Raw genomic sequence first — 26,858 nt, 5'->3', positions numbered from 1 at the left:
TTAGATTCACAATATGTGAATGGAGTAGGGAAGGGATACGGCCTTAGAGGCATGTTACCTGAAGTATCGAAGTAACCTTTATTTACCCATTATAACTTAGAGGTTTATATAAAACAAAAACCATTCTACTGCATGCAGTAGAATGGTTTTATGGAGGTAAGTTCTCTCGTTTGAGATAACTAGAAAAATTGGACTTACATTCTACAGCCCGATGTTTCGTTTCACTACTTATTCATTAACTACCGAATATTGATAGCTCAAAAGTTTGCGCTCTCTCTTTCAAGTTAAATCCAATATCGTTAAGTTCGTTAATTGGACTGTTGTTATCAACTTCATAAAAGAAAGCTTGGTTAAAGCGAATGCAACGACCGTAATCCAACTTGTTACATTCATCGGTCACCTCATCATTTTTTTCTACCAAAAATGCTTTGGTTACCAGATAGCATTGTTCAATACTACTGCAGCTAATTTCTGGGGCTGTACAGTATTCGACTGTCTGAACTTGTGCAATTGCTCTGGACAGGTATTTTTTTAGACGTTGCGTTAAGCCAATCTCATGCTTCTGCAGTTCGCTTATCTTATACAGTAAATCGATGACCACCAACCAATTGCGGGTGACCTTTGTTAGGTCATTCATTTCAAAAAGACCGACTTGTTTACGACGATAATCCATTGAAAGCTTAAATTGCGACTTGTACGAAAGCATCTGTTGTTCATACAATGCAATATTTTCTTTCCAATGGGTTGGTACCTTTCCATTCTTGTATTCCCGACAAGCAGTAGAAAACATTTCATAGAGACTTTGAGAGTGATTGAATCGAACCAATGATGCTTTCGCGCAATTGGTCCAAAAAAGGTAGTTATCATCAGGAAAGGTTCTTACACCCGTTGGAAGGTTAACCGTTCGAATGTTGTCCTCATGAGTGATGTTGTGAGCCATCAGAAAACGGTCGTCTTTTTGATGCTGAGTGAATGATGGCCAGTGATACTTTGTTAGTTCGATATCAACATCATTCGTTTTCAATTCGCCATAAGCGGTTTGCCAGTAAAGTGGAACATAGTCCATAGCAACAGGGTTTGTATTAATTATTCCAGTTGCCAAAAACGAGTCTAAATATAAACCTTTCATCGTATATTTCCTTGTGTGTGAAAAATAATGCCCACTTAAAGTGGGCATTATTTAGAGATTAATGAAGCAGTTCGTAACGAATAACGGAGTTGTCGAAAGTCGTCAGTTCTAATCCATTGTTTATCAGTTTAAAATCGGGTTTATCTGCCCAAGAAACTGGGTGATTCTTTGATACGAATGATGTCTTTGCCGCGTGAATAACGAGCTCGCCCGTAACCTCTCTTGGGAAAACAGGCTTCAACAGTTTGCGACCCTGTATAAAGAGGCCGCTATCATTCAGTTCAATATCTGCTTTTTGCACATTTAGACGCTGAGCATGCGCAATGGTTTCTTTAACCTTTGCATCCCAATCATCTAAAGATATGCCACCGATCATAATGCGCTTAACGCGGTGGTTTTGTGCCATTTCAAAAAAATGCTTTTTGCTTTTGATTACTATTTGTTCCATGGTAATTTCCTTGTGTGCGAACTTGAAAGTAACTTTCATAGACCACCAGCGGTGGGGAGGGTATATCAGTGATGCCAGCATTAAGCTGTGTTAGACGAGGCGCATCGATTCTAACGGTGTAGAAGTCAAATATGCATTAAGACCGTACTTAATTCAAGTCTATGGCATAATTTCAATGGACAATCTCAATAAAAAAGCCTTATCCATATGGATAAGGCTTTCGTTAGAGTTGTGTGCGGAAAATTAGGCACATTTTTTCATTTTTGCAGTGAAGTTAAACCCCATTTGCAATGAGTTACTCTGCGGCTCTTTGAACATTCTTGAGAAAACCTCCAATCTCAAATAATCAGGACTCAGTGTTTCCATTTCCTTAACCAATTCTTGCCACGAAACTTTTTTTAGTTGTTCGTACAGCAACGTATCAACGGATCTTTGACCAACCATCATCATCAAAATATTGACAGCCTCTTCTTCCTCACCCTTTTCGAAAGTAGGGAGTTGAAGGTTTTGATAGTCTTGCAACAGTAAATTATACAAAGCGACAGCTTGCCATATTTCATCTTCATTAATCAGATTGTAAAAGTCATCAGTGAAATGTGTGCAAAGACGATCGTCATGGAATTCCTCATCATATGAGTTGCCATTACTCTCTTTCTCATCATCCTCGAACATGAGGCTGTGCAAAGAAGCAAACTCGATCGCGTTGTGCGTATTAACGCAAGTCCGATCGTTGCCATGCTGAGATGGTTTATCGATAGTACTTATGTACTCATTAGTCTCCTTTTTCAGTGATAGAGGTACGGTGGGGTTATCCGCAAGGTCTTGTAAATACTTGGTGTATGTATCTTCATGCTCTTGAAGAATATCATTTTGAAGCTGAGAACCTTTTAGCAGACCATTTTTAGTCTTACCGAAGATAGCGCCAATTCGACAACAATCGAGGTGAATCGCATTACCTTCGTAACCATGTAAATTTGCTAGCAAGAGGCGAGGCTCTAATACATTTTTGGCGGTCACATCGCTCATTGCAAAGTAGTGAATTTCATTAAAAAGCTTTCCCCCTTTTGGATTGCGCAGTGACATTAATTTATCAATTTCACCAATGGTGAGGCGAAAGTCTGTGTCTTTTTTATTAAGACACGGGATGCCAAGCCGAATATTGACGGGGTAATTTAACACTTTCATCAACCGATGAGCTTGAGCCTGTATGTTAGTACAACGATGGATCGGAAGTATTACTGAACAACGTTTTCTTAACCAGGTTATATCCTCTTTATGCTTGATAACCGTTTGCAAGGCGTTATCTGGGCATAGTGGATCATCAGGGATTACGATTGATATGTTTTTCGACTTACAACTAGGTAAGTTAACAATCATGTTTCGATATTGCTCAAATACCCATTCTGTTGACTTATACACACCTTGCCTGAAGAAACGGATAAGACCATTATCCACAAACAATGGCGATCGGTCAGCATGATAGAGTAAGTCACTGAACAGATCCGCTTTGGATTCAGAAGAGACTCTAGCCAGTGAGGTACCGACAGCGCAACCAGCTTGTACAAAGCCCATTTCGTTCCCGTTAGAGATCCCACTACGATAATAGATCTCCTTTTGAAAACCTATTGCAGCCTGTTTGCTTGCGTACGATATTACGCGTTGTAGTTTTATCTCCAATTCATGTGGTGGTAGGTTTTCATCGCAGATGTACGATGGGCCCAGTTCCGTTAAAAAAGCGGTTTGCTTTTTCTTTGTATTACCGGCAATGGCCATAAAACATTCAAGAAATTGCTGCTCAAGAATTACAAAGTGCTCTGGTCTACCATCAGATAACGAACAGAGCAGCTTTCTAGCTTGTCGTTTGTGGTTTTGAGCATAGAGATCTGGTGCAACAACGTCATGGAGACCAACATCAAGTTTTTGAGCATATGTCTCGTAGGTAAGCAAACCATCATTGGTCATAACGCATAAATGAAATGTATTTATGCTTTCTGGATGCTGTTTGATGAGATTGCGGATTTGTATAGGGCAACTAAGCACCAAAATAGGTTTAGTCATGTTTAATTCCTTGTGTGTGTATTGCTGATAAAGCAATGGGTAGAGGCCCACGATCAGGAGGTGGGTATAAAGTGATGCCAGCTGAGCTGTGTTAGATGAGGGCGCATCGAATCTAACTTTTTACTATTTAAATATGCACGACACATAAGCTCTATGCAAGTTTGGTGCTCTTAAGGTGAGAAGAATCAAAGAAAAAAGCCCCAAATAAATGAATTATTCAGGGCTTTTATAGTACGTAGTTAAAGTTGTGAAGCCCAGGTTAATGGGGTTGTCTTTGCGATTTCGTTACAAATGTAGTCGTCAATATTCTCTTTTTCAGTTTCATACATCTGTTTGAGTGTTTCCCAACGCTTCTTCCAAGTGGTGTCAATGTTATCAATGATAATCAACTCTCCAGATGAGCTGTATCTAGCGTGGTAATCGCCATTTTGGTCATAGTCATCACCATATTTACAGTAAGCGATATCAACAGGTATTGTGTTTGACTTACAAAAGTCGATGAAGTCCGAAATGCTTCGGGGTTTTATATCAAAAGATTGCCATTGAACGGTTTCAACTAAGGTATCGTCGATTTCATTGGATGAATCTCCGGACATCTCGCCCACATATTCATCATCCAACAGATTTTTATGTAGGTCAAAGTCGCGTTTGAGCATAGTAACAATGATAGTCGCCATATAATTTCCTTGTGGGGTGAGCACGATACGTGCGGTGTTAAAAATTCACAGAAAGTGAGGGGAGGTTGCAATGATGCCAGCATTAGCACTGTGATAACTTGATGCATCGGTGTTATCTATTTGAATAATGACTATAGCAAAATGTAGATCGGATTAAAACACAGGCATAATGAGGCGGAAAAAACGCCATTACGCCAATGTTTTTGGCAGGTTCAGTCTATGAAGCGGTTAGTTTTGGCATACATCTCATTTCTTTTCGCGTCTTCTATTTGACCTTTGGTCACACCGCAAAGTTTCATCGTTTCTCTTTGGGTGTTAATCGTATTTTTAGCCCATTGCAAACACGCTTTTTGCCACTGTATAACTGCTAGAGGGTTTGACAAGTCAAGGCCAGTACCATGGCAAATGGCGCACTCTGATGTGCCAAACAACCCTTGTATGCGGCCTTTTCCGTGGCATGAGTAACATTGGTCCGGTCTGTCGGTCACAGTCACGGGACCATGATTGACTTCTAGCGTTATGTTTTCGTAGGAAACATCAAAGTCAATATCAAACGTTTTTAAAATGGACTCAGTTGACTGGTCGCGCTTAGCTATTCTGGTATTAAGTTGAATGGACTTATCTTGTTTTAATTGCTCTGGGTCATATTGGTCCATTTTAAGCGTCCTTATCGGTCACTAAAGCGGAATACACTTTGTAAAGGGCGTTTCCAATGGCATCACAAGCTATGTCTTTCTTAGGGCTGCTGAGGCAGCGATTCAAGGTTCTTCGAAAGGCGACTCTCTGCAACTCATCAACATCCAAACCATTAAGGGCTGCTCGGGAGTGAAGAATGGATTTAACAACGCTATGTTGATTCACTGCTTTACGAAATTCTTGTAAGAGCAGGTAAGCTTCTGATTCCCCATCCAGTTGCTCACTCAATTGCTTCATGATTTGAATGGATTGTGTCACTTCTTGAAATGATTCGTCATCAATACAAACATGTCGCAAGCTTGTATTTAAAGTGTCAAACAATGTGTCATGAGAAATACAATCCTCTTGAGTTCCACTTAGAAGCAAGTTACAGAAAATCAAAGCATCTTGTTGAAAGAAGCGTAAGGCGTGATTTGGAGTCGGAAATCCGCTTGAAGTTACCATGATAGATCCTTGTGTTAATTTTTAAGGATGCCAGCACTGCCGCTGTGATAACGATTGCATCGTTTTGTTATCAACCTAAACTATAGCACTCAACGGGACCAAGGTCGAATAATCAAACCAAAAAAAGACGCCATCAAGGCGTCTTTAAAGTTGGTTAAGAGTAAAGAACTCTGAGGTTGTTTGGGAAAACTTGAGGAGCTTCATAAAGCGTCTCACCATACTGGCCAGTTTCATCATTAATTCGAATCAGACCATAAGACTCTATAGCTGTCTTGAGTTCTTCTTCCGTTCTAAACCAGGATTTTTCATTGTCACCATAAGAACTTAGATGAGCGATGTAACCACTTTCTAAAGGTTTAGATAATAATTGAGCAGCCAACTTTCTTTTATCATTCAAAGAATTTAGCACTATTCGACCAATACGGTCATCGTGCAGAGTGTGGCCCACATAGCGACCATGGTAATCGATGAACTTGTCGGGTTCCGAAGGGAGCATATGTTCAAACACAACATGTTCACCTCTAAGAACCTTGAACGGCTTTTTGTAATCAGTTATCAACGATTGCAATTCTGACCAAAGTGCTCGATTTCTATCCCTTGCTTTGTTGCTATGAAAAGCCCAGTCTTCAAAGGAGTCAAAATGGCCATTGGTTGTGAAGTTACTCTCGCCATTAAAAAGCCAAAGAGGGACTTCGTCCAATGTATCTTTGTAGCCATTAGCCCCTTCAACTTTATCCGAAAATAGATGTCTAACGATGGTGCCTGATGGAACCAATTGACTGGTTTCAATGTAATATGCGGGGCCTCCACCGCAACTAACGACATCCGACCGTAGTGGTTTGGTATTAAATGTGATTTCGCACATCTCTGCAGATTCTGTATCTCGTATACCTCCAACAATGGCAAACATACCCATTGAAAATCCAGATAGAGAGAAAACAGCATCACCCGCTTTTGGTTGTTGGTGTGGCATAGATTATTTCCTTGTGTGGTTTTTATAAATTAACAGACTTTAAAGCTTCATAAGAACACCCTAGAACGAGTCTAATGGCTTTTTTACTAATGCCTTCGTTTAAAAGGCGCTGAACACTCTTCTTTTGAGATGAAGTGAGTTTTACCTCTCCCATTTCTTTCTGACGAAGTTTGAATTCATTACTTCTTAATAGTTTTCCGTCCATGACGATTCCTTGTGTGTGTTGCTAGATAGCAAAATGCCTAACGGCGAGGGGAATTAGAATGGTGTGTAGGGAAGCCCCCCGTAACTCAAAACACCGTTGTTACGTATTTGAATTCCTAGAATATAACAATTTGGAGCCAATGCAAGTTCAAGTCAACAGTGGTAATAAATCGGGGCATAGTGATCGTATCTTCTTGGTTTTAAATCCACGGAAAGCGACTAATTCAGAGACTTGTTTTCGTTTATCTCCGTTCGCCGCCACATAACGATTTACTTTAATTCGATACAAACGAAACCCTGCCTCTCTATAAGCCTTTAACAATGTTTTATTTTTAATGGAATTACTAATGATAACAGGGGTATCTACTCCCTTAAGTGAATCAATGACGGCCAATTGGTCGTCCATAGTAAAGCTACCTTGATAACCATTAAACTCTTCTGCGTAAGGGGGATCGATATAGATTAAACCGGATGAATTCAACTGAGCATGAGTAAACTCACTAAAACATTTTGAAGTGAATATCCACGATTGAGCGGTTTTCCTAAACTCGCGGCATTTTTGAATCTTAGCAATTGGAAATGAGGATGCTGTTCCTACGGGCGTGTTGTAAGTACCTTTTTGATTTACTCGGTAGAGTCCATTAAAACCAGCAATATTAAGAAAGAGAAATAGATCTGAACGTCTCTTTTTGCACCAGTCATTATTTATGTTAGTTCGATATTCTTCTCTTGCTTTATAGTAAAGGTCTTTTGAAAAATTCCAGTGAGGACTTGCGTGATCACCATTTATTTGATGTTGAAAAAAGTTTATCAGTTCTCTATTCGTATCGTTGGCCAAAACGTTAGGAAAGCCAAAGTACAATGACAGGCCTAGCGACCCAGAAAACAATTCAATTACCGTCGAGTCAAAGTCAATTTCCTTTTCTATCAACCGGCGTAATGATTGGGCTAAATAGCTTTTGTTTCCAAGCCATTTGATAGGAGATTTGGTTGCTAATCTATCGTACATGTAAAAACCACTCACTCTTTTTAATAACCATACTTCATTGAGGTTGGTTTATCCAACCTTTATATATTTAATAATACATGTCCTGCTGCGACTTCCAACCATTATTTGACTTGAATATATCAACAATCCACGCCAACTATAGTCGCAAAGAGTTAACACAGATAATTCTAATAACCTGATGATCTTATGCATAAGTTTACTTAATTGTATTTCATGGAACTACAAGCTTTCCAATACTAAGAGGGAATGATTTGATATGAAACGATTGATACTTGGAATACTACTTATAGGCTGTCACTCAATCAGCTTTGCTAATGACTCTACAGGTGATGTCGTTAACTCTGTTACCCAGGATTCCAATTTCAGTAGCAGCAACAGAAAAGTGGCTCGATTGTACTCCGGTAGTACAGCAGGTAGAGTAAACATTCCTTCTGGGTATGACACAATCATTGTTAACGGCGATACTCACTACGTTGGCGCAGGGTACACCAGCAATATCCATGAAAGCAAAAACCTTTAAGGAACATGCTAATTATTGCATCTTTGGTGATGCCACTGTCAGTGTTCCTGATTGTTCAATATACATAACAGACACGTATGTTACTGGGGGCAACTCTAGTAGAAATGTAGCAACTGGCTATTCTTGTGATGAAAGAGGCAATCGAGGAATCTGCGTCCCTCAATACACACCAGTAGGAGGAGTGGGAAGCATTTATAGTGTGATTGTTGCTAAAGAATAATTCTGGTCAGTGAATTAAAAAAGGCCCTTAATGAGGGCCTTTTATATTGGTTAGTTTAAGAAATCAATGAAGTTGACTTCAAACTCATTTTCCATCCAAATTATGATGTCATAGCGGGAGGTTCCAACTTTGAAATGCATAAATGCTTCTTCGATTTCATCGTTGTTGTTTACGGCAATTGTACCTAGTTTATCAACCCATGCTTGGGTTAAATCTTGGTGACAACTCAACATCTTTATTTCAGATGCTGACTGTGATTTTTCTTTATGGAGCAGGGTTCTCTGATTACCATTGATCCCAAATAGAGCGTGATACTTAGCATTTCTCGATCCAGGACTGATGATTTGAGAACGCTCATTAAGAGGTTGCACGTCAACAGATGTGTAATTCAACCAAAAATTTTTAGTTTCGATCACTTCATTTAAATGGTTCATAATGGATATTTCCTTGTGTGTTGTTAGGCGCATGCCTAATTGCCTAAATGGGCAGAGGGGTAGTAAAAGATGCCAGCTAAGCTGTGACTAAGTAAGTGCATCGAAATAGTCAAGGTAACGATTAAATTTTGCACTACATGACCCAGATTTTCAAGAATAACCGTAAAATATAATATGCCCTACCCATTTCCGTGATGAGTAACATCACTTCATTGAACTATTTGAATGACTTTGAATGACTTTGAATGTGCTCTTGAATCCAAGGCTTTAGGTAGTCGGTAGCAACAAATAAACTTAGCCTGTCAATGTTTAAGGGCTCGTTATCTATTATCTTGGTATCCTTCATTCCAGTGCCGACAATAATCCCCACAAGTTCTTCAGACATGTTAAATACGCCACCTACCATCACCGAGATGTTCTGTTTCAACGACCGCTCCGGTAACGTAATCAGAAACAATAGGGGTAGTCATGCCATTGCTTTCTAAAACACCGCTAAAGTAGTTACCATGAGTAAGGATAGATACTTGAGTGGGATCGTTTTCACTGCGCCAGTGATAATTTTTAGAAACATAATTTTCCGTTGTTTCCGAGTCAGAAAATGATATCTCATTTTTCACAATAAGAATCTCTGGCTCGGAAGCACTAGACGGTATGGCAATCAGTAAGCCCATTGCTGATGTAATAAGTGTTTTTGAAAAAAATTCATGTTGGATATCCTTAATCACAGTGAATAATCAACATATCAGCCAACGTCAAAAACTGGAGTATAAAAGCCAGACAGTTTAGGCGGCGTTTGAGTAAAAAAAAAGAATCATGCAAGCATGATTCTTTGAGGGGTAGTTAAGCTGCAGGTTGTAGACAGCGAGTAATGATTGATTCCAGATATTCACTATCTGGGTATCTATTATTAAGGTCAATATCCATCGAGTACTTCCCGCTTTTATAATAAAAAGAGAGAGAATAAACACCTACCTCATTATCCAGGCTTATGGATTCAATAAAATTCACATGTAGAAAGAGCCAGATTGGGTTCGAGATCATCATTGAAGAATATTCACAGCCGTAGTAATCGGCCCCCCCTTTCAATATAAATTGATGAAACTGACCTGACCCAATAATTCGAGCCAAAAATCTCAAATCAGGACCTGTTTTACTCAAAAATGTTTTTTCTAACTCCGTTACTGTTATTGGTTTAACCTTAGTTAAAGCTATAGGGCATACGCAATATCGTCCCGATACTTTATTAGTGCGAATATCTGCATGTTCGTACTCTTCACCTAGGTCGACTTTGCTCAGACCCAACAGTCCATCAAACATCGAACGTATTGTGTTCGTCTTTGTAAAAGTAAAAAGGTCTTGCAGCACCCCCCATACACTTATACTTGATGCCTTCTTAATAGTAACACTGAGCAACAGGCTTGTTACCTTGCCATTCCACTGCATCGCAGAGGAATTGTCGGTTAGTGATATCGTCATTAACGTCGAAGTAACAGGCTGTAAATGTATTTCCATTTGGTCCCTTGTCCAAAAATGAGCGACATTAGGCTTTACAGTTTTATTAATGTACGGGGTCATATCTGGCTCCACTACATTGTATTTGTCGTCGATTAATTCGGCTAAAGTGCACCAGCTAGGAATTTTAGCACCGTATAAAGGGTGCTCCTTAAATGATCTATTATCTTCGGCTTGTTTACCGAGTTCATGCAAGACCATCTCTATTGCACTTTTTGACGCGTCTTTAATAGTGGCGCTAGCTTGGTTAATCAGGACAATTTTTTCATTATTCGCAATCACACTACGGTCAGGGTGGTTAATAAAAGCTGCGCGTTTTATGCACTTCTTCAGTTCATGTAAGGTGAATTTACTTAGTGGTTTATCACTAAAACGACACGCAGTCTCAACTGCGTTTTTCAGCGTCATACGATTTTTCATGGTATTTCCTTGTGTGTTAAAGCCCTACGATAGTAGGAAGGGATAGTAACTGGTGCGGTAGCATGCGCTATGACGAACGAGAGCACCGAAATCGTCAAAGTAACCATTTAAATATAACAGAGAGCTATTTACTATTCTAGTGAGATAGATTTTTGCTCAATTATCTCCCTTTGAATTAGGACTGAAACCTAACGAAGTTTCATGTTCGCTGCTCTCAAAGCTCTGAGATTCTGCCAATTTTGAAACAAACCTATTCACTAGATTGTTAGGAAAAATTGACCGATGTGTATTAAAAATAGCTACGTTTGAATTATACAGGCGGATCGAAGACCCAACGTTATCCTCTTGAATTGAAATCTCACTCATAAGCTTGTTCAAGACGGTATCGGTTTTCAATTGCGGATACTCCTCAACGGTTGCTTTAAAACCAGAACTGACCATGGAAGTAAGAACTTCTATATCTTGTAATGTCCCTAAGTCCACTTCAGTACTCTTATTTTCAATATTCAGTAATGCACTTCTAAGCTTAGAAATGTCCTTCATCAGACTTGATTCAAACTCTTCATATTCTTTAACAGCTGAAGTTAAAGGGGGAATAATCTTAGATTTCTGGCGCTCTTGAGTGATGACGTCGGCCCAGGCTTGCTTGACCGAAATATGTCGGGAAATCAATCCATTGTGGATATAGATGACAACAAACCCAACCAAAAAACCCAAAATGATAAATGTAGTCATATGTATTGTTCCTATAATTGGTTTAAGTAACGTTTAAAGTTTAGTTCCTGTCCAATTTTGACAGGAATGTGAGGAGTAAATTTAACTTTGTGGCTCCAGCAGATAATCCTAATTCATTTTTGAACTCCGTTGGATTATCTAACCCAAACTCTCGGCCATCGACCGAAAGAACATCAATGTCTGAACACGAGATACATAGTTGGGAATAATCATTAACTTCTATATTGAGGCCAGAAAGTTCTTCTCCCAGTATGACGATTTCTTCAACCAAACTAGGGGTCAGGAATTTAGCTAATTGATGAACATTTTTTGCACTGCTGTTGAAATGATGTCTAAATACCAAACTGGCCGGTTGGTATGTGTCAGCATAGGTGAAATTTCCATCACTGATGACCGCAAGTTGAGAAGATTTCTCAAACGGAATCACAATACCACAGCGGTTGAACTTTCTATCTACTACATTGGTTGCGGAGTTCCTTTCTCTACCTATACTTCTTCGACGTTCAACGTATTCGAATTTAAAAAAATGCCCTTCTTCTAGAAAGCTATTATTTATCTGCATAACAGATGTAAACCGTCTGGAATGATTGCCTCGTTTGAATTCTAAAAATGATCCGAGTAAGCCTTGTGAATATGCGGATGTCGTCGATTCTTCTGTTAATCCGTGATAAATAACTTGGTTCTTTAAGTATATTTCATCACTTAAAAAGGCGATCGCTTGACGACGAACATGTGTCCACATCAAAGGAACAAAGACTAGGAACCCAAATAATAAGAAAAGGGGTAAGGTAACCCCCGTATTAAGAAGGTCCAAATATAAAAGACTCCCACCAACAAATGCGCTTGAACCGGAAAGCAAATACAAGAAAGTGTCATCGTACTTAAGAGGGTAACCAAGGTCTTGAGCAACCGTAACAACATCTTTAATCTGGGTTTGATTAATTGCACCTTCCAGTTTGCGTCTCATCCTCTTAAGGCAACTAGCCACCTCTCGATTACCAGTCATTTTCTTTCCCCCCCATTTCGTGTTGTCCACTGTACGTATACGAAGTACATATTTGATCAGTTTCATAGGAAACACCAACAACTTCATAGTCCATCGATAAGCCCAAAAAATACTTTTTAGGTGATGAACTTACCAGCGGTACAGTCGTTTTAACGTATTGTCGGCAAAAACTATCATTATTATCAATGTAGGCCAGAAGTGTCACTACGGTGTCTTCCCAGATTGAAAGATTTTGTTAATGGACAACCAATCAAGACTTAATACTATCAGTTTCAATATTTATATTTACTGATCCATCCAGACTGAGTTGACCGTTAATTCCTTTAATAAAACTGATTGATTAAAAATTATCAGCTAGAACGGGCAAACCATCGAGTTCTATCGCGGTAACTGGCGAAGACACAAGCACACTCAGTGCTATTGCCATTTTGACAATTTTCATAATTAATCAATTCCTTTAGTTATCCTAATCAGATTATCATAGGTTTTTTAAACAAACCAACCATCACAATACGGTCCTTGTGATGAAGATAAATGCCTTATATACTAAAAATTCCACAGTAACATCGATGCTAAAGTTACAAAGCTTAGGCTTGCATCTCTGCATATCTTGCACTTCTTTGCTCATTTTTGAGCTCAACACACAAGGAAATATCCAAATGAACGCTATTAATGCGACTTTAAATCCATCTGATGATCAGGTTTTTACTGATACTCAGTCCATCCCACTAAGTAATTTTGAAGCAGAAAGGTTAAAACATCGCCAAGCTGCGATCGATTACATCAAGTTAGTAATCCCCAATTGGCAAGATCTTATCATTTCCGATGTAGAAGAAGATTCTATCCATTTTTGCGGTTACAGCGGTGGCGTGGATTCCTCAGTCACTGGTTTGTGCCTTGCCTTATTCAACCCTAATTTGAATCTAATTGGTATCATGACAGATACTGGTGACGAACCCATCTCTGTCCCTGAAATACTTGATACTATTGAATATTTAACAGGTCACAAGATCGTGGTTATCCAGGATGACTCTTTGTACGGACGCATCGAAGAAAATGGTTATTTACCAAGTCCAAAATCTCGTTGGTGCACGAAAGTGTTAAAAATCGACCCTTGGATCAAGTATATTACTAATAACTTTCTTTCTTCTGTCTCTGAAGAGGGGGGTAGAAAGGTGTATGCGTACGCGGGTATCCGCTACGATGAGAGAGATCGTTCTGGAATAGTCGACATCGATGGCATTGAAACTATTCACCCGCTTATTCGAGCTAAGGTAAATAGAGAGCAAGTCTGTGACATCGCGGCCCAATTCAATGTATTGGGCTCGACCTATTACAGAGGGCGCAGTCGTTCAGGGTGCGAATCCTGTATGTACCAAACCTACCAAGAATGGATTTCATTGTTGATTTGGAATAGGAAGAAATACTTTAAAGCAGCCTCTGTCGAGAAAGTACCTCAGCCTATCTTAGACCGTTATAAGTATGATGATTCTTTTTGCGTTAAAGATATGGGTTTTTACACTTTATACCCAATTTCATCTATTGTTCGCGATGAAAAATCATCTTTCGAAGTAAACACTATTTTTAACACTGTCGAGAGGCAAGACGACAAAGGGAAGATAACTTGGGACTACAAACCTAAACCACCAACCAAGAAGAAGAAAGAAAAAGCGAAAACTGGCACAGCAGAGGTTCAATTTGATTTATTGGGAGGTCTTCCTGTTGAAGAAGATATATCACCAGTTGAAGTTGAGCCAATAGAGGTTATCAAAGGAAGCAATATCATCATAGAGGATGAGGTGACACTTTACGTGGCCGTAGAGCACTATAGAAACAAGCTTATGAATATGATTGGCAACGATGAACTCAATTCAATTTGGCAGTCGCGTTTAATCTCGTATTCAACGGCAGTTAGTGGTCTAACAAAACAATTGCACGGGTATTCCTACCACCGTGCCATGGCCTCAAGAACCGCATGGGATAGTGTAGAGCAATATGATGAAGAAAGTCATATATCTATACTTATGATTAAATTTCCTAAGGGCATCATACCAAAAGTCGATTACCAGTCTTTTGAAAAAGTGTTTACTTGGAAATATGGTCGATCGCTGGTAGAGCAAGCTCATATCGTAAGCTGGATAAATAGAGTATGTGATTTAGAGCGCAGTAAGGAGATTGTTCGTTTATCTAAAGTAAACAAACGAAGGACTCAACTCACTAAAATGTGTGAAAAAACCGTGGCAAATCATGTTGCGGCTGGATCACCCAATTTTGGTACTGTGATTGGAGTTGGACACTATCGGCCAAAAGTCATTGAGGAACGTTCTATAGATGATTCTTATGATGAAGACCAAAATTCCGTTCGATGCTTTATGTGCAGCATGTAAACAGCAATAAAATAAAAACCCCACTACCTAGTTTATGACTAGGTATGGGGTTTTTTATTGCTTCATTTTCCGTTTGACCCGTTTAACCGTTGATTGGCTTTTACCGGATCGTCTGACTACTTGATTAATGGAAAGTCCCTCATTTAAAGCTTCAATGATATCTGGATGTTTCGAAACAAGGTCTTCAGTACTTCCTTTCGGTCGCCCAAATGTTCCGCTTTCATTAAGTGTTAAAGCAATACCTCGCCTAATCGCATTGAGTCGTTTTTTTTCATACCGCCATCGACCTGTTAGAATGAATCTTTCTGCTAAATTGAATGGCTCCAGACTGTTATTCAATCGTGTAAAATCCGACTTTAACTTCCTCAAACTCGCTTTATCTAATTTCAAATATTCTTGATGGCTACCAAATTCGAGTTTGAATTCTTTATATCGATGTAAGGCATACTGCTCAATATAACCGCAATTAGATATCTGCCTTAGAACTACTGTTTTTGTTACCTTACATTGAGTCTCTCGCTCAATATCTCTCACTGTCTCAACAAGTCTAGTCTCCGGTGAACGGCGAGTACGACCAATTTTTAATACTTCGGATCCATCAGATAAATGAAATTCGAATAAGTATAGAGTACTGGCCATTATCACTTGTTGCCGGTTCGCCTCTATATCAAACAAAGCTTCGTGCACTTCTCCATTGCCCACCCTTGTTTTAAGTTCGGTTATGCGGCTTTGCAAGTTTCCTCTCATCCAGATAGAGAATTTTGAAAGGGTCATACTGCCTAGAATGATTCGGGCACTATCTGAAAACAAATAATTGTCTGCCCATTCATCATATGAAAACAATGGCTCTCGGTATTTGGGTTCAATTGTGCTTAAGCTTTTCTTGAAAACATTAGGGGATTTCGATTTAGGATTAAAACCTTCATGTAAGGCTTGAACAACCGAAAGCGGAAAGTTTAAGTGAAAATGGTGCCAACCAGAGATAGTTGGTATTTCAGTTAATGATTCATTGCACGTCTCGCCATCGTGTCGAAAATGATGAGACTTAATGGGTCCCTTCACTGCGATTAAGCCGCATTTGCAAAAAGGGCATTGAAGGTCAGTAAGACCAGATACTTGGTCTTTAACGTTGCGGAACTCTCCGTCACTAGTTCTACCAATACTTAAGTATACAGGCATATGACACCATACTTTTTTGACCCAATTATGTTCTCAGTTTAGCTAGGGTCAAAATAGTATGCAAGCTTAAGAGCTATTTTCATTCGAAATTATAGCCTCCATATTTCGTTGCAACATAACTCTTATAGTTTCTGTGTTCAAAGTTCATCAAGTAAACAAGTGGAGAAAGGCCGACAATACTCTGCACCGAATTGAGAAAACCATAATGCTCTCCGCTAACACCATCCAATAAACGCCGCAAATAAAACCCTAGGAATAATTGGAATTAGAATCACAAAAGGTCATTTTCTATTAAGTTTTTGAACGACATACAATAAACACAATGGTGACCTAATGACAAAAAGTAACCTTCTATCATCAGTTGCAATAACTGGAATGATACTTCTCTCCACTGCTGCGCATGCAACTAGCCCTATAATGCCCTTAAACGGCGAGATATCATCCCTCGCTGAACTGCGCTGGCTCAGTGAGAACTCAACAGGGTGGGGGAATGCTTGGCAGTTAACAGCGGATATTGACGCCAGTGATTCGATGAACTGGAATCATGGGGACCATGACAATGATCCAGGAACATCAGATGAGTATATGGGATTCACTCCTATAGGTTTGGACTCTGATAGGTTCACAGGGTCATTTGATGGAAATGGATTTACAATATCCAATTTATTTATTAATAGGCCCAACACACGCAACATTGGCCTTTTTGGTTACGTTGATAGCGGGACAATTCAAAATTTAAACTTAAGTGATGTTTCAATAACAGGCTATCGAGAAGTGGCTGGCCTCATTGGAACAGTAGCAAGTGTTTCGAGCACCCCCCTCATTAAAAACATCTCTGTTACAGGTACGCTCTCAGGTAATGGAGCGGTCGCGGCTCTAGTTGCTTCACAAGATTCCACGACCCCTGATGTGACTATCGATACTATTGACCTTGATATCACCATTAATTCAACACAGGATGCAGCTGGAGCGATGGCGTTGTTACGGGCAGGGACCGCGTCCAACATCCATGTCAAAGGGGACATATCCGGTCAATCCGTAGGGGGCGTGTTTGGCGGCATATATGGTGATGCATCACTGGATACCATTTCTTATGATGGCGTGATTGTCGCTTCATCAGGTGCTGGCGGTCTAATTGAAAATACATATACTTCGTTGCCTATACGCAATATTGAAATTAAGGCCACAATCCAAACCTCAGATGGCGGGGGTATTGCGCTTAGAGCTTATGATGCAGATATTGTGTCAGCGGCGGTTGATGTCACAATTGAATCGACCGATGAAGGTCAAATAGGCGGCGGGTTCGCAACAACATATAATTCGAGTATTTCCGATCTTGAAATGAAGGCCACTCTGCTAGAAGGTGAGCAATCTGGAGGGGTAGCAGCTTACGCCGATAACTTAACGATATCTGATGCAACCCTAAACTCTATTGTTACCGCTTCAACCTCAATAGGCAGTTCATCTCGCTACGGAGGCGCATTCGGCTACGCCTACGATGTAAAAGCAAGTGATATCGATATAACAACAATCGTTAACAGTCCTCAAGGTTATGTAGGGGGCTATGGTGGTTACGTAACGAGCACGACTACCGATATAGCGGAGAGTTACGCCAACACCATATCAATAAGTGGAACGGTTTCTAGTTTAAGAGATAAAGTCGGAGGGTTTGCAGGGGGGGTATACACCTCTTCAGTGACCAACCTGTTTCTTGATGATGTTCAAGTAGAAACACCAGACAATCAGGTTGGCGGCATCTCCGGTTTTTCGGCTCAATCAGTATTTGATGCAATCTATGGTTCGGTTACCGTTAATGGGTATAACGAAGTAGGCGCAATTTCAGGGGTAGCTTATGCCACCACAGCTACCAGAATATCTGTAGATACAGAGGTCACAGGAACTAGTAAAGTTGGTGCCGGTTTTGGTTATGCTCCAGATGTTAATGCTTCAAATATTCAACTGCGAGGAACGGTTGAAGGGGCCAATGACTATGTGGGTGCATTTATTGGTCATGGCGGAGGAACTCTAAATCGCATTATGTTACTGGTTGACGTAAGCGGCCTTAACTATGTTGGCGGTGTGTTAGGCAGTACCATTGCAGCCACGGCACTTGAAAAAGTCATTTTTAAGGGTGACGTTAAATCTAGTAATTATGGCGGCAGTATCATAGGCAGCGACACTAAAAGTGCTGAAGCTACTCTAGTGTACCATTCTGCAACGGGATCTTATCAAAATGACCTTTTTGGTGAGGCCGTTTCAAACTCAGATTTAATGGATCAATCTTTCTATTCCGATTGGAATTTAGCTTCAGCTTGGGGTCAAGGGGATTGGTTTATGCCCGACTACGGTATGTATCCTACCCCTTCTCTGGGCTACTTGCCTGAATTTGTAGAACCAACTGAAAGTGAAGGGGAGGTTCCTGCAGTGATAGTGGAAGCTATGTACAACTTTTCCGTTCAGGTTGAAGCGAGAGATGGGTCAGGTAAAAATAAAGATGTAACTTATTATTTAGACGAGAATTCACCTACTTTCGTTACTGTCGACACCTTTGGACTCGTTGTCGGTAACCCTGTTGAAACCGATGAAGGTTTACACTCTATCATGGTGTATTCAAAGACCGGATCCAATGTGAATGCGCTACCACCTTTCCAAGTAGTCGTGACGAATAATACCCATAGTGGTGACGAGAACGATTCGGACATTAGCAGTCCAGGAGATGCAGATCTTGAAAGTGGCTTTCCTCAAGTCAGTTCTGGTGGGGCAAGTGGTTTTGGAACCATCCTTGCCTTGATGGTGCTATTACTAATTAGGCGAGATAGAAAATAGTTTGGATTCATTAGATTAACCAATAATTAATCCATAATCGGTATGTTCAGGTCAATTTGATATACAAACCTTTTAGATTGACCTGTCTACCGCCTCATTAGAATTCTACCTCCTTTTTTCCTAGCCATAAAGAAGGTATGCCCCAATTTAACTTCAGGTATAATTGACGCTATTAAACTGAAAACTAGCATTGTCTAGTTTTAAAACAGGTTAACCCTTTAAGTTTTCGAAATTGATAGAGGAATCATGAAAGATCAGAACATCTCAGACCAAATTATCATTCAATGTGAAGTTGCAATGTCGCTTATTGATCAAGGCGATGTGTTGGCGGCGAAATGTGCCTTTGAAAAAACCTTACTACTGAGTAAGCAATTTAGTGCTGATTTAGATAGTTTTAATGAACTGGCTACAAAGAATGAGAACCTTAACACTTTAGTTAAACTTCAAATCAATGAAAATTCTGAATTAGGTAAGCATTTGACGACGGTCAACAATAAACTCATTGGGCTCCAAACAGCGTATAACCAACTTAAAGAGCGTCATGACTCGGTATCCATTGAAAACTCCACATTCAGAAGAATGAATCCCGTGGAGCTTGAAAAAAAGAACGAGAAATTAAAAGGAGACTTAGAAGTACTAATTGATCAGTTAAAGGTACTCAAGAATTCAAAGGAGTCGAAACCAGAGAGTCTTTTAAACTTTGAGAGGGAGCTTCGTGAGGCAAAAACCAAACTCGTTGAGTATCGTGGTGTCGAACTTATCAGTGACTACCCAGGCACCAAACGTAAGATGCTTTACACATTAACTCGCTATCCATTTCCAAAAAAATTTGCGCGACGAGATTCGAACCCTCATCAAATCCCTCTAATTTCCGAGTTACCTTTTCTGTTTCAATTAAGCAGTAACACGGGTATCTCAGTTGACATTTCATTTACTATATGGGGCTCTCCAGTATTTCCTTTCTTATCAGAATTCTCTTACGATTACCCTTCAGGACTAAGCGAAAAAATCCATCAAGAATTCCTCAAAGCCATTAAAACTGAAGAGTCGTTGAAACATCAGTCAGGGCTTATTAAATTTTTTAAAACAATTTACGTTGCTGATGTGAGCTCTCTGGATATTGTCGAGATTAAAGCCTTACAAAAAGCCAAATATATTCGTCTTTTTGATGCAATTTCAACGACTGACGTTGCTTTTATGAATGCCATGTCTCGTGCAAAACTGGATGAAACGATAGCTAAAGCTTTGCGCATCAAACTCATTGATGCTTCAAATTCTGCGCAAGAACAGATGAAAGCTGAAGTTTCAAAAGCTCTGATTGAGCTTAAGAATGAAAAAACAGCATAGAAAAAGGGATTTGTATTTATTGTTCGCACTTGAAATTTCTTAGTAGAGTTTTAAGTGCACTAACTTACAAGCAGCAATATATGTACTTGTATCGGGTGATTTTATGGGTTTTAGCGAACTCTTTGAGTTCAGATCTACTTTCAAATGGATAAATTCCTTTTTCTTCTAATGTTTTAACTGATTGGCACACATCCTCCACCAACCACACACCACCTGTTACCCGAAAACTTCCACCGACAGTTTTAGTGATCACCCGCCCCATGGAATCTATACAGTTATAGGTTTTTTCTTCGACATAATTCAATTCAACTTCAATAAGTGATCCGTCTGGCTTGTAAAAGCGAGGGCTTTTGTGTGCACTAATTAAGTAACATTTCATTGGTCACCTCTTTGGGTTGTAAATCGGTCTAATCGGCATTACTATCCCACAACTGGTTTGTTTATCCAACCAATTTTACTTAGTGAGGCGTTATTGATGAATGAAGTAATTGAACAAAAGTTAGTTGATACGTTACTTGTCTTACGCTCGGATTTAATAAAAACGTATTGCCAGTCGGTAGAACTTCAAAGGCAATCACTGGCGATCGCGAATCAAATAGAACGTCTAATACCTAAAAAAAATGCGGGATACATAGACGACTTTGATGTTGTATTCATTAGGTTGGCTGAGAGACTGGGAGAGAGTTCCTCATCAAGAAGCCTCCCTAAAATGTCATTTTTACTTTCATTATCTAGTGAAAAACTTAACAAGGTTATTCAAGATGTAATAGATGAACACTTGTGGTCTGTTATGTTCAATCGACTTGGGGTGTTTTCAATGATGTCAAAACTTCAAAAGGATAAATTTACAAAGCAGTGTAGGCTTGATCCACTGCCATTTGAGAAACAAAACGTAGAAGGAACATTGCGATCTTTATTTTCTCGCAAAGAGGAAGTATTACTAGAATCTTTGCAGGACTCTCTTAATGATTTACCCAATTCATTCCAGAGTAATGACCAGTATAAATTTAATAAGCGAATTATCATCAAAAATGGATTTATTTCCTATGGGGACACCTTCAAGCTCACCACTCACGATTCATTGCAAAGTATTCTTGGGTACATTTGGCAGCTCATCTACATGAATGGATGGCAAGTCGATTCAAATGGATTAAAAGGTAATTTTATTTGGGACGAGTTAGACACAATAGTTTCTAAATCTAATGGTGACATCAGCCTACTTGATAGTGTTGAGGTTCTCGGCATAGAGTTCAGGTTTTTTGCCAAGAAAACCATTCATATTCTTATGCCCGATACTTTGATTGGGGCGTTAAATGATGCCGTTGCGAGAACAAACGCACTGCCGAAATCTATATAAAAAAGGGCCAGCATGAATGCTGGCCCTTTAGTTTTAAAATGCTCCCTTAGGATAGAAAGACTTGTTTGTTCTAATGAATTTTTGAATTGAATCGAGTTCATTATCCAACATCGAACCCCAAATTGCATCGGTACAGTTGCCTTCGAGTTCGCTAGGACTGATCAATTCAGCCTCCATCATTTCAATACCAAGATGGTAGTCAGAAACTACTTCTTTTGTAATCTTTCCTCGTGCATCAAAAAGTTCATCATCAATGGAACAATAAACATGAGCCAGAGCTCCTTTGTTTTCACCATGTGCATGGCAATCCCAATCGTACATAAGCTTTATATTTGGATTCAATTTCGCGGCAGCTAAGGCAAAGATGTGGCATCGACCGTGAAGGTAGGTAGCAACAGAAGAATCTCCCCATACAGGGTTATTTTCTGGTAACCATATTTCATCGGCAGTGACGAGTTCTTTGATTTTTTCCACCCATTCACATAACAATAACTGGTTTTGAAGGCTCCAAACATAACCGAAGTTAGCATCAGCAATAGCCTGTGATGATTTAGTCTGAGCGTTTATCGTGTCATTCGCACCATAATATCGTCCATTAATTGAAACTAAGGCGTGAGCTCCATGGGCATATGTTGCTATAACAATATCTGTGCCTTTCACTTTGTTGAAAGAGTCGTATAGCCACCCATCAAGGTTTTCGTTCATAGGCTCTAATAACCAATAGAGATCTTTAAGATGATCTTTTGGTTTAACGGCCACACCACTCTGTCGCAACTGCTTTAAGATTTCTCGAATTTCAAGCACTTCAGAGTATTTGCACGTTTTATTCTTGTAGTGTTTCAATTCGCTAAACGGCCCAACTTCATGACTCTGTTCATCGTGATCAGTTTTAATGATGGTTATATATCCACCAGCGTTAATGTGATAATCAAAGTCTCCCGTTCCAGCTTTGAATGGCATCACATCGGCTTCAATATCTGTTTGGTTAAATGATTCTAGGTAAGTTTGCTTTAATTCTTCCGCTTCAAACCATAACCCACATGGAATTGGATTATTGCGAAAGAAATGACCCGCAAGGACTTTCAGTACCCAGGATGGGGATCCGTCTGACGAGCCATAAAGAACGTTAGACTCGGTGGTGGAGATGAAAAAATTAGTACTCATGATTGATTTCCTTGTGTGCTGCTTTTGAAGCAAAAGCATGTGTTTCACATAAATGTGAAGAGGGAAGTAAAGTAGCGCCAGCTAAAGCTGTGGCAAAAATTTAAGCGCTGAAATTGCCAGATTGGAACCCATACTATACCAATGATTGTCAACAACCCAAAGTACTATTGTTAAGGCCGCTTGTAAGACCTTAAGATTAGCCGAATTCAAATCGGCACTTTCTCGGTGGCGTTTATCATTATTCACCGCCCATAGTGCTACTGTAATTCTATACATCTCAACGGGTCATAAGGACGAACTTCATGCATTACCACAATTCGATAAGAGCAGAGATCTACCCAACACTTTTTCCTTTTGTTGTATCAATGATCATCGCTCTTGTGGCTCTTATTTGGGTTAACTCAAGCGGTGAGCCTTTCTATTTTCGAATAGATCACGGGCTCGAGTTATTGAAGTATTTTTACTCCGTGAATAACTACTTACTCCTTAAAAGTATGGTCTGCTTGGCCATCATTGCCTCTATTTTATCTTTTTGGTCGACCAGAGTATCTCGTGGTATCTCAATGGTTGCGCTATCGCCTTTAGTCTATTCTTCAATGGTGCTTGTCGATGCCATAACCTCGAATACAGTCACTATTTCTGTCATAGCTATCGCCATCTTGATGAGCTTATCTACTTCAATTATTCTCTTTCTTTCATTGCTAGTTTCTCGTGTAGGTCCAACAATACTCGCGCTTAAAAAACAAAAAGACCAAGTCAGATGACTTGGTCTTTTAATGTTGTTTATTCCATTTCGGTGTAATTTGCTTCTATATAAGCGATCCCGTCATCATTAGGTACTTTTATACAAATACAAAGAGCAGTTTCAACTTGGTCGCCCATTGAGAAATGAATGCCTTGCTTTTGAAGTCCAAATTTTTCGATTAAGAACGTATCTATTAATGGGTCAAACTTATCTCTGTTGGAGAACCCCCCTTCGAAACTTCCTTCATCAAAACGTGCATCTCCTTCAATCCACTGGTCATGAGGTAAGCGAAGAGTTGTCCCTTCGTATTTTTTAATCAGATCGGTTACTAACTTCTGCGAGAACTCAGAATTTAGGCCAAGTTCATCGACATGATGAATAACCAACCCAAAACTGTTTCTTTCTCTGTCTGCGTCTAACCCGATTTGAATGTCAAAACTCCAACCTTCACTGATCACTGGTTGCAATTGTTTTTCCAGTTCGTCTACTACCTGTTCTTGAGTCAAATCAGTTGACAGTGAATTAGGATAACATGCGATTGAACAAGCATAATCTCCCAGAGTTTGCAGAGTAGCATTTTGAAAGCTACACATTTGACTACTTTCTGGTACATTTTTCTTAGACTTAAATGTGCCAGTCGATATAGCAGCAATGTTTCCATCAAATTGGTGGTAAAGCGATTCCGCTTCAGCATCCGTTTCTTCAGGGGATATCATTTCTTGGCTGAGCCCTTTATTGGTTTGGTTTTCCCGAGCGGCGTCAAACCATATTTGCCACTGTTCTTCTTTCAAGGCCCAAAAGTCTATTTTCTCTACAACTTGAACCTGACAAGTTTGGTTTAATACCGTAGTAAAAGCTTCATTTAACCCCATCATCTGATCACTATCGATCTCAATACCAAAGTTTTTCAGTTGTTGAGCAACGCCGTGCACGATGTCGTCAAGATGAGTTTCTGATAAGTATTTTGTTGTTTTTTGCATGAGTATTTCCTTGTGTGGTTATAAGTACTTTAAAAAAGCGATATTTGCTCAGCAGGGTTTGGGCCTTCTAAACATTCTTCGTCCGGTGATTCATCTTGGTTATGGGTTTGTGGTGTTGGCATCTCTCCAGGGAAATAATTAGCTAAGCAACTCGGTGGGTTTGGTTTTTTGCCATCTAGATTAATCACATGTGTCATGGCCATTGCCTTGCCATCTGTGTCTACAAGCGTTATTTCCCAATCACCTTGCCACTCACCATCAATATGTCCAACAGGGTCTATTTTTGCTAGTTCGATACCTTCGTTATCAAAGTATTGGTAATCAGGAGAGTTTCGATAGCAACGAATAAGCCACGCACTCTCTAGACACACTCCAGTTGATATTCGACTTTGAGACATAAACACCTTCTTTATTCATTAAGTGCAGTGGAACGTTTAAGTGCGACCATTTTAGTGCCGTTTATGACTTTATCGACATCACTCGCGTATTCAGTGGCTTTCTTTCGAAAATCATCTTCCGAAATGGACCACGAAAAACTGAGTGACGTAGTAGATAGAACATTGTTACCACAGCTGTCGTAGTTTGCTTTAACAATCGCTGTGAACTCGTCTCCGGTGACTTTGTAAATTAATGCATCATCGACCTTACCTATGGATTGAACCTCTCTTTGAGCTGCTACACATCCATATGATGTAACTTTTTCTAGGGTCCAACCTACTTTTTCAAACTCTTCACTAAGAATAGGGTTGAGTAGGTTGGTTTTTTTGACTCGATACTCTTTTGGGTGTTGGTTAATCATAAGGTGCTCCTTTGGGATTCATCAATTGAAAGAACCAATGAAAAAGCCACCGAGTGGTGGCTTTTTATATTGAGTTGATAAAGGTTAGATTTGGACTAAATTGACCGAAGAGGTCGCTTTCATAAATTGAATGCGAAAGTCGCTATCACCGCAATCAGTGAGACGAATCTTTCCATCTCGCTTTATGGTGATTGGTTGTTTTTTACTTCTTAGCATGCCACCACCATTAGGTAGTGCTAAAACTTGGCAAGTGTCATGGGTGATCTCTACCGCTTTGTAAAACACAACATCATCTAGTGTTTCCACTTTATCCCAAACGCGGGATTCTTTAGCTTGATATTCAAAAGCCGCAGATACAGCCACTACTGGTGTAAAGATGCCAATGGTGATGGTCGCTGCAATAATTAGTGATTTCATAATCGTCATGGGTTATTTCCTTGTGTTTAAGATCCTACGACAGTAGGAGTTGGGGAGAAATGGTGCCAGCGTTCAAGCTGTGACTACTAAAAGCACCAAAATAGTCTTTTGCATTAATCATTCTAGCATTTGAGAAGAGCAATGGAAGAGTTATGAGCGATTAGACGCTAAAAAAGGTGACTCACTCAGAAAAATATTCACGAGCCTGTAAATAGTTAAACACTTTGATGGCTGTAAACGAACTTAGCCCAGTGTATAGGATGAATGTTATCATTGAGAAAATTGAAGCTTCTTCAGCGGCACTGAAGAAATCAAACGCATCTTTAGGAAGCAACAGAAAAGACAACACGGTAAATACCAGCATCGTGATGATCTTTATTAATCGAGTTTCATTTGGTTTTAGTTTCAATTTGGCATTATCTACAATGTAAGCAATACCAATTAATGTAAAACAATGAAGAGGGTAGAATACCCCGCCCCAAAGTTCGTTTCCTACTCTTACGATTAGCGCCATAAAGAAATAGATAGCAAGAGCAATCAGCAGTTGCGTATAGATTTGGTACCTCATCTTAACTGTCATCTCCATTATTTTATCCTTAATGTGAGTTTCTTTCTTTAAGTGCAATTCTTAGGTCGGTTACATAGCTTTTTAAAACGTAGAGAGTCCCACTTCCATGCTTAGCTTTATTCAAGGCTGAACTGGTCGGTGAAGCACCTTTCACTGACAAGATCAATCTTGCGGCTTTCTCTTCAGATCCTGCCTGTTGTATGAGTTCCTTTAACTCAGTTCGAGCATTTTCTAAGACAGAAGATTGATCATTTTGAAGACGATTTTCTTTATTTGTCATGGTACATGCTTTACTGTGACGGCCATAATAATGCTCAATATACAGTCAATTATACACTTCCAATGGAAGTATTCAAACGATAGGCATTCAATGGAAGTGGCCTTGGAACCTTTTGAATGAGTCATTGTTATAAAGCCTACCATTCCGGAATAGATTAACAAAAATTGTTACTGTTAATTTAACCCCAATATTCAACGATCCCCAAATGAGTATCAGGGTGACGCTGAATCACCTCGCATCCATCTGGCATACTGATTCTGAGCTCTTCTATAGATTTCGCTGTAATATTTATACTTGTGGGTTGTAGCCGTGAAGCAAATGTCG

The 26,858-nt window shown here is 39.6% G+C and carries 30 protein-coding genes; 6 read left to right on the top strand and 24 right to left on the bottom strand.

The features are described from left to right. Nucleotides 1-235: 235 nt before the first annotated feature. From A1QO_RS03750 to A1QO_RS03710, 9 genes are all read right to left on the bottom strand, one after another. Nucleotides 236-1,129: a hypothetical protein gene (locus tag A1QO_RS03750; protein ID WP_017041788.1), complete on the bottom strand. Its 894-nt coding sequence runs from the start codon at nucleotides 1,127-1,129 to the stop codon at nucleotides 236-238. A 58-nt stretch (nucleotides 1,130-1,187) separates the two neighbouring features. After that, a complete protein-coding gene (locus A1QO_RS03745; RefSeq protein ID WP_017041787.1) occupies nucleotides 1,188-1,577 on the bottom strand; it encodes a hypothetical protein in 390 nt (129 codons plus the stop codon). 243 nt (nucleotides 1,578-1,820) lie between these two features. Beyond that, nucleotides 1,821-3,635: a hypothetical protein gene (locus tag A1QO_RS03740; protein ID WP_017041786.1), complete on the bottom strand. Its 1,815-nt coding sequence runs from the start codon at nucleotides 3,633-3,635 to the stop codon at nucleotides 1,821-1,823. Between the two features lie 239 nt (nucleotides 3,636-3,874). Then, the gene (locus A1QO_RS03735; RefSeq protein WP_017041785.1) at nucleotides 3,875-4,312 is read right to left on the bottom strand and encodes a hypothetical protein; all 438 of its coding nucleotides are present in this window, start codon (nucleotides 4,310-4,312) and stop codon (nucleotides 3,875-3,877) included. Between the two features lie 212 nt (nucleotides 4,313-4,524). Further along, entirely contained in the window at nucleotides 4,525-4,968 is a 444-nt protein-coding gene (locus tag A1QO_RS03730) for a hypothetical protein (RefSeq protein WP_017041784.1), read from the bottom strand. A 1-nt stretch (nucleotide 4,969) separates the two neighbouring features. Continuing rightward, a complete protein-coding gene (locus A1QO_RS03725) occupies nucleotides 4,970-5,452 on the bottom strand; it encodes a hypothetical protein (protein ID WP_017041783.1) in 483 nt (160 codons plus the stop codon). A gap of 154 nt (nucleotides 5,453-5,606) precedes the next feature. Next, the gene (locus A1QO_RS03720; RefSeq protein ID WP_017041782.1) at nucleotides 5,607-6,425 is read right to left on the bottom strand and encodes a hypothetical protein; all 819 of its coding nucleotides are present in this window, start codon (nucleotides 6,423-6,425) and stop codon (nucleotides 5,607-5,609) included. Nucleotides 6,426-6,447: 22 nt separating this feature from the next. Next, a complete protein-coding gene (locus A1QO_RS03715; RefSeq protein ID WP_017041781.1) occupies nucleotides 6,448-6,630 on the bottom strand; it encodes a hypothetical protein in 183 nt (60 codons plus the stop codon). Between the two features lie 147 nt (nucleotides 6,631-6,777). Then, entirely contained in the window at nucleotides 6,778-7,638 is an 861-nt protein-coding gene (locus A1QO_RS03710) for a DNA adenine methylase (protein WP_017041780.1), read from the bottom strand. 256 nt (nucleotides 7,639-7,894) lie between these two features. Here A1QO_RS03710 and A1QO_RS03705 point away from each other — a divergent pair, with 256 nt between their 5' ends. Beyond that, nucleotides 7,895-8,158, top strand: coding sequence for a hypothetical protein (locus A1QO_RS03705; protein ID WP_017041779.1), 264 nt, complete (start codon nucleotides 7,895-7,897; stop codon nucleotides 8,156-8,158). Between the two features lie 270 nt (nucleotides 8,159-8,428). On the opposite strand, the gene A1QO_RS03700 is transcribed toward A1QO_RS03705, so the two are convergent. From A1QO_RS03700 to A1QO_RS03680, 6 genes are all read right to left on the bottom strand, one after another. Next, complete coding sequence (locus A1QO_RS03700; protein WP_017041778.1) at nucleotides 8,429-8,812, bottom strand: hypothetical protein; 384 nt, start codon at nucleotides 8,810-8,812, stop codon at nucleotides 8,429-8,431. 217 nt (nucleotides 8,813-9,029) lie between these two features. After that, a complete protein-coding gene (locus A1QO_RS20380) occupies nucleotides 9,030-9,197 on the bottom strand; it encodes a hypothetical protein (RefSeq protein WP_017041777.1) in 168 nt (55 codons plus the stop codon). A 1-nt stretch (nucleotide 9,198) separates the two neighbouring features. Next, nucleotides 9,199-9,537, bottom strand: a complete 339-nt coding sequence (locus tag A1QO_RS03695) for a hypothetical protein (protein ID WP_069583225.1) — start codon at nucleotides 9,535-9,537, stop codon at nucleotides 9,199-9,201. A gap of 115 nt (nucleotides 9,538-9,652) precedes the next feature. Next, entirely contained in the window at nucleotides 9,653-10,744 is a 1,092-nt protein-coding gene (locus A1QO_RS03690) for a hypothetical protein (RefSeq protein ID WP_017041775.1), read from the bottom strand. A 156-nt stretch (nucleotides 10,745-10,900) separates the two neighbouring features. Continuing rightward, nucleotides 10,901-11,479 (bottom strand): LemA family protein, encoded by a 579-nt coding sequence (locus A1QO_RS03685; protein WP_017041774.1) that lies wholly within the window; start codon nucleotides 11,477-11,479, stop codon nucleotides 10,901-10,903. Nucleotides 11,480-11,519: 40 nt separating this feature from the next. Further along, complete coding sequence (locus A1QO_RS03680) at nucleotides 11,520-12,485, bottom strand: hypothetical protein (RefSeq protein WP_141707111.1); 966 nt, start codon at nucleotides 12,483-12,485, stop codon at nucleotides 11,520-11,522. A gap of 659 nt (nucleotides 12,486-13,144) precedes the next feature. Between A1QO_RS03680 and A1QO_RS03675 the strand changes: the two genes are divergently transcribed. Further along, complete coding sequence (locus A1QO_RS03675; RefSeq protein ID WP_017041771.1) at nucleotides 13,145-14,872, top strand: hypothetical protein; 1,728 nt, start codon at nucleotides 13,145-13,147, stop codon at nucleotides 14,870-14,872. A gap of 54 nt (nucleotides 14,873-14,926) precedes the next feature. Here the strand turns inward: A1QO_RS03675 and A1QO_RS03670 are convergent, their stop codons facing one another. Next, nucleotides 14,927-16,051 carry a GIY-YIG nuclease family protein gene (locus A1QO_RS03670; protein ID WP_017041770.1) on the bottom strand — a complete coding sequence of 375 codons (1,125 nt, stop codon included), beginning with the start codon at nucleotides 16,049-16,051 and terminating at the stop codon, nucleotides 14,927-14,929. Nucleotides 16,052-16,384: 333 nt separating this feature from the next. On the opposite strand from A1QO_RS03670, the gene A1QO_RS03665 reads away from it, so the two are divergent. Both A1QO_RS03665 and A1QO_RS03660 read left to right on the top strand, forming a co-directional pair. Continuing rightward, nucleotides 16,385-18,877 (top strand): hypothetical protein, encoded by a 2,493-nt coding sequence (locus A1QO_RS03665; RefSeq protein WP_017041769.1) that lies wholly within the window; start codon nucleotides 16,385-16,387, stop codon nucleotides 18,875-18,877. Nucleotides 18,878-19,123: 246 nt separating this feature from the next. Continuing rightward, nucleotides 19,124-20,224 (top strand): hypothetical protein, encoded by a 1,101-nt coding sequence (locus A1QO_RS03660; protein WP_017041768.1) that lies wholly within the window; start codon nucleotides 19,124-19,126, stop codon nucleotides 20,222-20,224. Between the two features lie 64 nt (nucleotides 20,225-20,288). Here the strand turns inward: A1QO_RS03660 and A1QO_RS03655 are convergent, their stop codons facing one another. Next, a complete protein-coding gene (locus tag A1QO_RS03655) occupies nucleotides 20,289-20,603 on the bottom strand; it encodes a hypothetical protein (protein WP_017041767.1) in 315 nt (104 codons plus the stop codon). Between the two features lie 96 nt (nucleotides 20,604-20,699). Here A1QO_RS03655 and A1QO_RS03650 point away from each other — a divergent pair, with 96 nt between their 5' ends. Continuing rightward, nucleotides 20,700-21,581 carry a DUF4942 domain-containing protein gene (locus tag A1QO_RS03650; protein WP_017041766.1) on the top strand — a complete coding sequence of 294 codons (882 nt, stop codon included), beginning with the start codon at nucleotides 20,700-20,702 and terminating at the stop codon, nucleotides 21,579-21,581. Nucleotides 21,582-21,614: 33 nt separating this feature from the next. On the opposite strand, the gene A1QO_RS03645 is transcribed toward A1QO_RS03650, so the two are convergent. Continuing rightward, nucleotides 21,615-22,745, bottom strand: a complete 1,131-nt coding sequence (locus A1QO_RS03645) for a hypothetical protein (RefSeq protein WP_017041765.1) — start codon at nucleotides 22,743-22,745, stop codon at nucleotides 21,615-21,617. 302 nt (nucleotides 22,746-23,047) lie between these two features. Here A1QO_RS03645 and A1QO_RS03635 point away from each other — a divergent pair, with 302 nt between their 5' ends. Further along, nucleotides 23,048-23,509, top strand: a complete 462-nt coding sequence (locus A1QO_RS03635) for a hypothetical protein (RefSeq protein WP_017041763.1) — start codon at nucleotides 23,048-23,050, stop codon at nucleotides 23,507-23,509. Nucleotides 23,510-23,528: 19 nt separating this feature from the next. Here the strand turns inward: A1QO_RS03635 and A1QO_RS03630 are convergent, their stop codons facing one another. The 6 genes from A1QO_RS03630 to A1QO_RS03605 form a co-directional block, all read right to left on the bottom strand. Next, nucleotides 23,529-24,470 carry a hypothetical protein gene (locus A1QO_RS03630; protein WP_017041762.1) on the bottom strand — a complete coding sequence of 314 codons (942 nt, stop codon included), beginning with the start codon at nucleotides 24,468-24,470 and terminating at the stop codon, nucleotides 23,529-23,531. Between the two features lie 29 nt (nucleotides 24,471-24,499). After that, nucleotides 24,500-24,868, bottom strand: a complete 369-nt coding sequence (locus A1QO_RS03625; RefSeq protein WP_017041761.1) for a hypothetical protein — start codon at nucleotides 24,866-24,868, stop codon at nucleotides 24,500-24,502. Between the two features lie 11 nt (nucleotides 24,869-24,879). After that, nucleotides 24,880-25,269, bottom strand: a complete 390-nt coding sequence (locus A1QO_RS03620) for a hypothetical protein (protein WP_017041760.1) — start codon at nucleotides 25,267-25,269, stop codon at nucleotides 24,880-24,882. An 84-nt stretch (nucleotides 25,270-25,353) separates the two neighbouring features. Beyond that, a complete protein-coding gene (locus tag A1QO_RS03615; RefSeq protein ID WP_017041759.1) occupies nucleotides 25,354-25,695 on the bottom strand; it encodes a hypothetical protein in 342 nt (113 codons plus the stop codon). Nucleotides 25,696-25,867: 172 nt separating this feature from the next. Next, the gene (locus A1QO_RS03610) at nucleotides 25,868-26,272 is read right to left on the bottom strand and encodes a hypothetical protein (protein WP_017041758.1); all 405 of its coding nucleotides are present in this window, start codon (nucleotides 26,270-26,272) and stop codon (nucleotides 25,868-25,870) included. A gap of 10 nt (nucleotides 26,273-26,282) precedes the next feature. Beyond that, nucleotides 26,283-26,534 (bottom strand): hypothetical protein, encoded by a 252-nt coding sequence (locus A1QO_RS03605; RefSeq protein ID WP_017041757.1) that lies wholly within the window; start codon nucleotides 26,532-26,534, stop codon nucleotides 26,283-26,285. Between the last annotated feature and the right edge of the window lie 324 nt (nucleotides 26,535-26,858).

The sequence above is a fragment of the Vibrio genomosp. F10 str. ZF-129 genome (assembly GCF_000287055.2).
Taxonomy (GTDB): domain Bacteria; phylum Pseudomonadota; class Gammaproteobacteria; order Enterobacterales; family Vibrionaceae; genus Vibrio.
Note: the sequence above shows the minus strand (reverse complement) of the source record. Positions and strands in the feature narration are given on the sequence as shown.

Coding starts and splice junctions, on each gene's coding strand:
- A1QO_RS03750 (WP_017041788.1), bottom strand. CDS start 1,129: ATGAAAGGTTTATATTTAGACTCGTTTTTGGCAACTGGAATAATTAAT.
- A1QO_RS03745 (WP_017041787.1), bottom strand. CDS start 1,577: ATGGAACAAATAGTAATCAAAAGCAAAAAGCATTTTTTTGAAATGGCA.
- A1QO_RS03740 (WP_017041786.1), bottom strand. CDS start 3,635: ATGACTAAACCTATTTTGGTGCTTAGTTGCCCTATACAAATCCGCAAT.
- A1QO_RS03735 (WP_017041785.1), bottom strand. CDS start 4,312: ATGGCGACTATCATTGTTACTATGCTCAAACGCGACTTTGACCTACAT.
- A1QO_RS03730 (WP_017041784.1), bottom strand. CDS start 4,968: ATGGACCAATATGACCCAGAGCAATTAAAACAAGATAAGTCCATTCAA.
- A1QO_RS03725 (WP_017041783.1), bottom strand. CDS start 5,452: ATGGTAACTTCAAGCGGATTTCCGACTCCAAATCACGCCTTACGCTTC.
- A1QO_RS03720 (WP_017041782.1), bottom strand. CDS start 6,425: ATGCCACACCAACAACCAAAAGCGGGTGATGCTGTTTTCTCTCTATCT.
- A1QO_RS03715 (WP_017041781.1), bottom strand. CDS start 6,630: ATGGACGGAAAACTATTAAGAAGTAATGAATTCAAACTTCGTCAGAAA.
- A1QO_RS03710 (WP_017041780.1), bottom strand. CDS start 7,638: ATGTACGATAGATTAGCAACCAAATCTCCTATCAAATGGCTTGGAAAC.
- A1QO_RS03705 (WP_017041779.1), top strand. CDS start 7,895: ATGAAACGATTGATACTTGGAATACTACTTATAGGCTGTCACTCAATC.
- A1QO_RS03700 (WP_017041778.1), bottom strand. CDS start 8,812: ATGAACCATTTAAATGAAGTGATCGAAACTAAAAATTTTTGGTTGAAT.
- A1QO_RS20380 (WP_017041777.1), bottom strand. CDS start 9,197: ATGTCTGAAGAACTTGTGGGGATTATTGTCGGCACTGGAATGAAGGAT.
- A1QO_RS03690 (WP_017041775.1), bottom strand. CDS start 10,744: ATGAAAAATCGTATGACGCTGAAAAACGCAGTTGAGACTGCGTGTCGT.
- A1QO_RS03685 (WP_017041774.1), bottom strand. CDS start 11,479: ATGACTACATTTATCATTTTGGGTTTTTTGGTTGGGTTTGTTGTCATC.
- A1QO_RS03680 (WP_141707111.1), bottom strand. CDS start 12,485: ATGACTGGTAATCGAGAGGTGGCTAGTTGCCTTAAGAGGATGAGACGC.
- A1QO_RS03675 (WP_017041771.1), top strand. CDS start 13,145: ATGAACGCTATTAATGCGACTTTAAATCCATCTGATGATCAGGTTTTT.
- A1QO_RS03670 (WP_017041770.1), bottom strand. CDS start 16,051: ATGCCTGTATACTTAAGTATTGGTAGAACTAGTGACGGAGAGTTCCGC.
- A1QO_RS03665 (WP_017041769.1), top strand. CDS start 16,385: ATGACAAAAAGTAACCTTCTATCATCAGTTGCAATAACTGGAATGATA.
- A1QO_RS03660 (WP_017041768.1), top strand. CDS start 19,124: ATGAAAGATCAGAACATCTCAGACCAAATTATCATTCAATGTGAAGTT.
- A1QO_RS03655 (WP_017041767.1), bottom strand. CDS start 20,603: ATGAAATGTTACTTAATTAGTGCACACAAAAGCCCTCGCTTTTACAAG.
- A1QO_RS03650 (WP_017041766.1), top strand. CDS start 20,700: ATGAATGAAGTAATTGAACAAAAGTTAGTTGATACGTTACTTGTCTTA.
- A1QO_RS03645 (WP_017041765.1), bottom strand. CDS start 22,745: ATGAGTACTAATTTTTTCATCTCCACCACCGAGTCTAACGTTCTTTAT.
- A1QO_RS03635 (WP_017041763.1), top strand. CDS start 23,048: ATGCATTACCACAATTCGATAAGAGCAGAGATCTACCCAACACTTTTT.
- A1QO_RS03630 (WP_017041762.1), bottom strand. CDS start 24,470: ATGCAAAAAACAACAAAATACTTATCAGAAACTCATCTTGACGACATC.
- A1QO_RS03625 (WP_017041761.1), bottom strand. CDS start 24,868: ATGTCTCAAAGTCGAATATCAACTGGAGTGTGTCTAGAGAGTGCGTGG.
- A1QO_RS03620 (WP_017041760.1), bottom strand. CDS start 25,269: ATGATTAACCAACACCCAAAAGAGTATCGAGTCAAAAAAACCAACCTA.
- A1QO_RS03615 (WP_017041759.1), bottom strand. CDS start 25,695: ATGACGATTATGAAATCACTAATTATTGCAGCGACCATCACCATTGGC.
- A1QO_RS03610 (WP_017041758.1), bottom strand. CDS start 26,272: ATGGAGATGACAGTTAAGATGAGGTACCAAATCTATACGCAACTGCTG.
- A1QO_RS03605 (WP_017041757.1), bottom strand. CDS start 26,534: ATGACAAATAAAGAAAATCGTCTTCAAAATGATCAATCTTCTGTCTTA.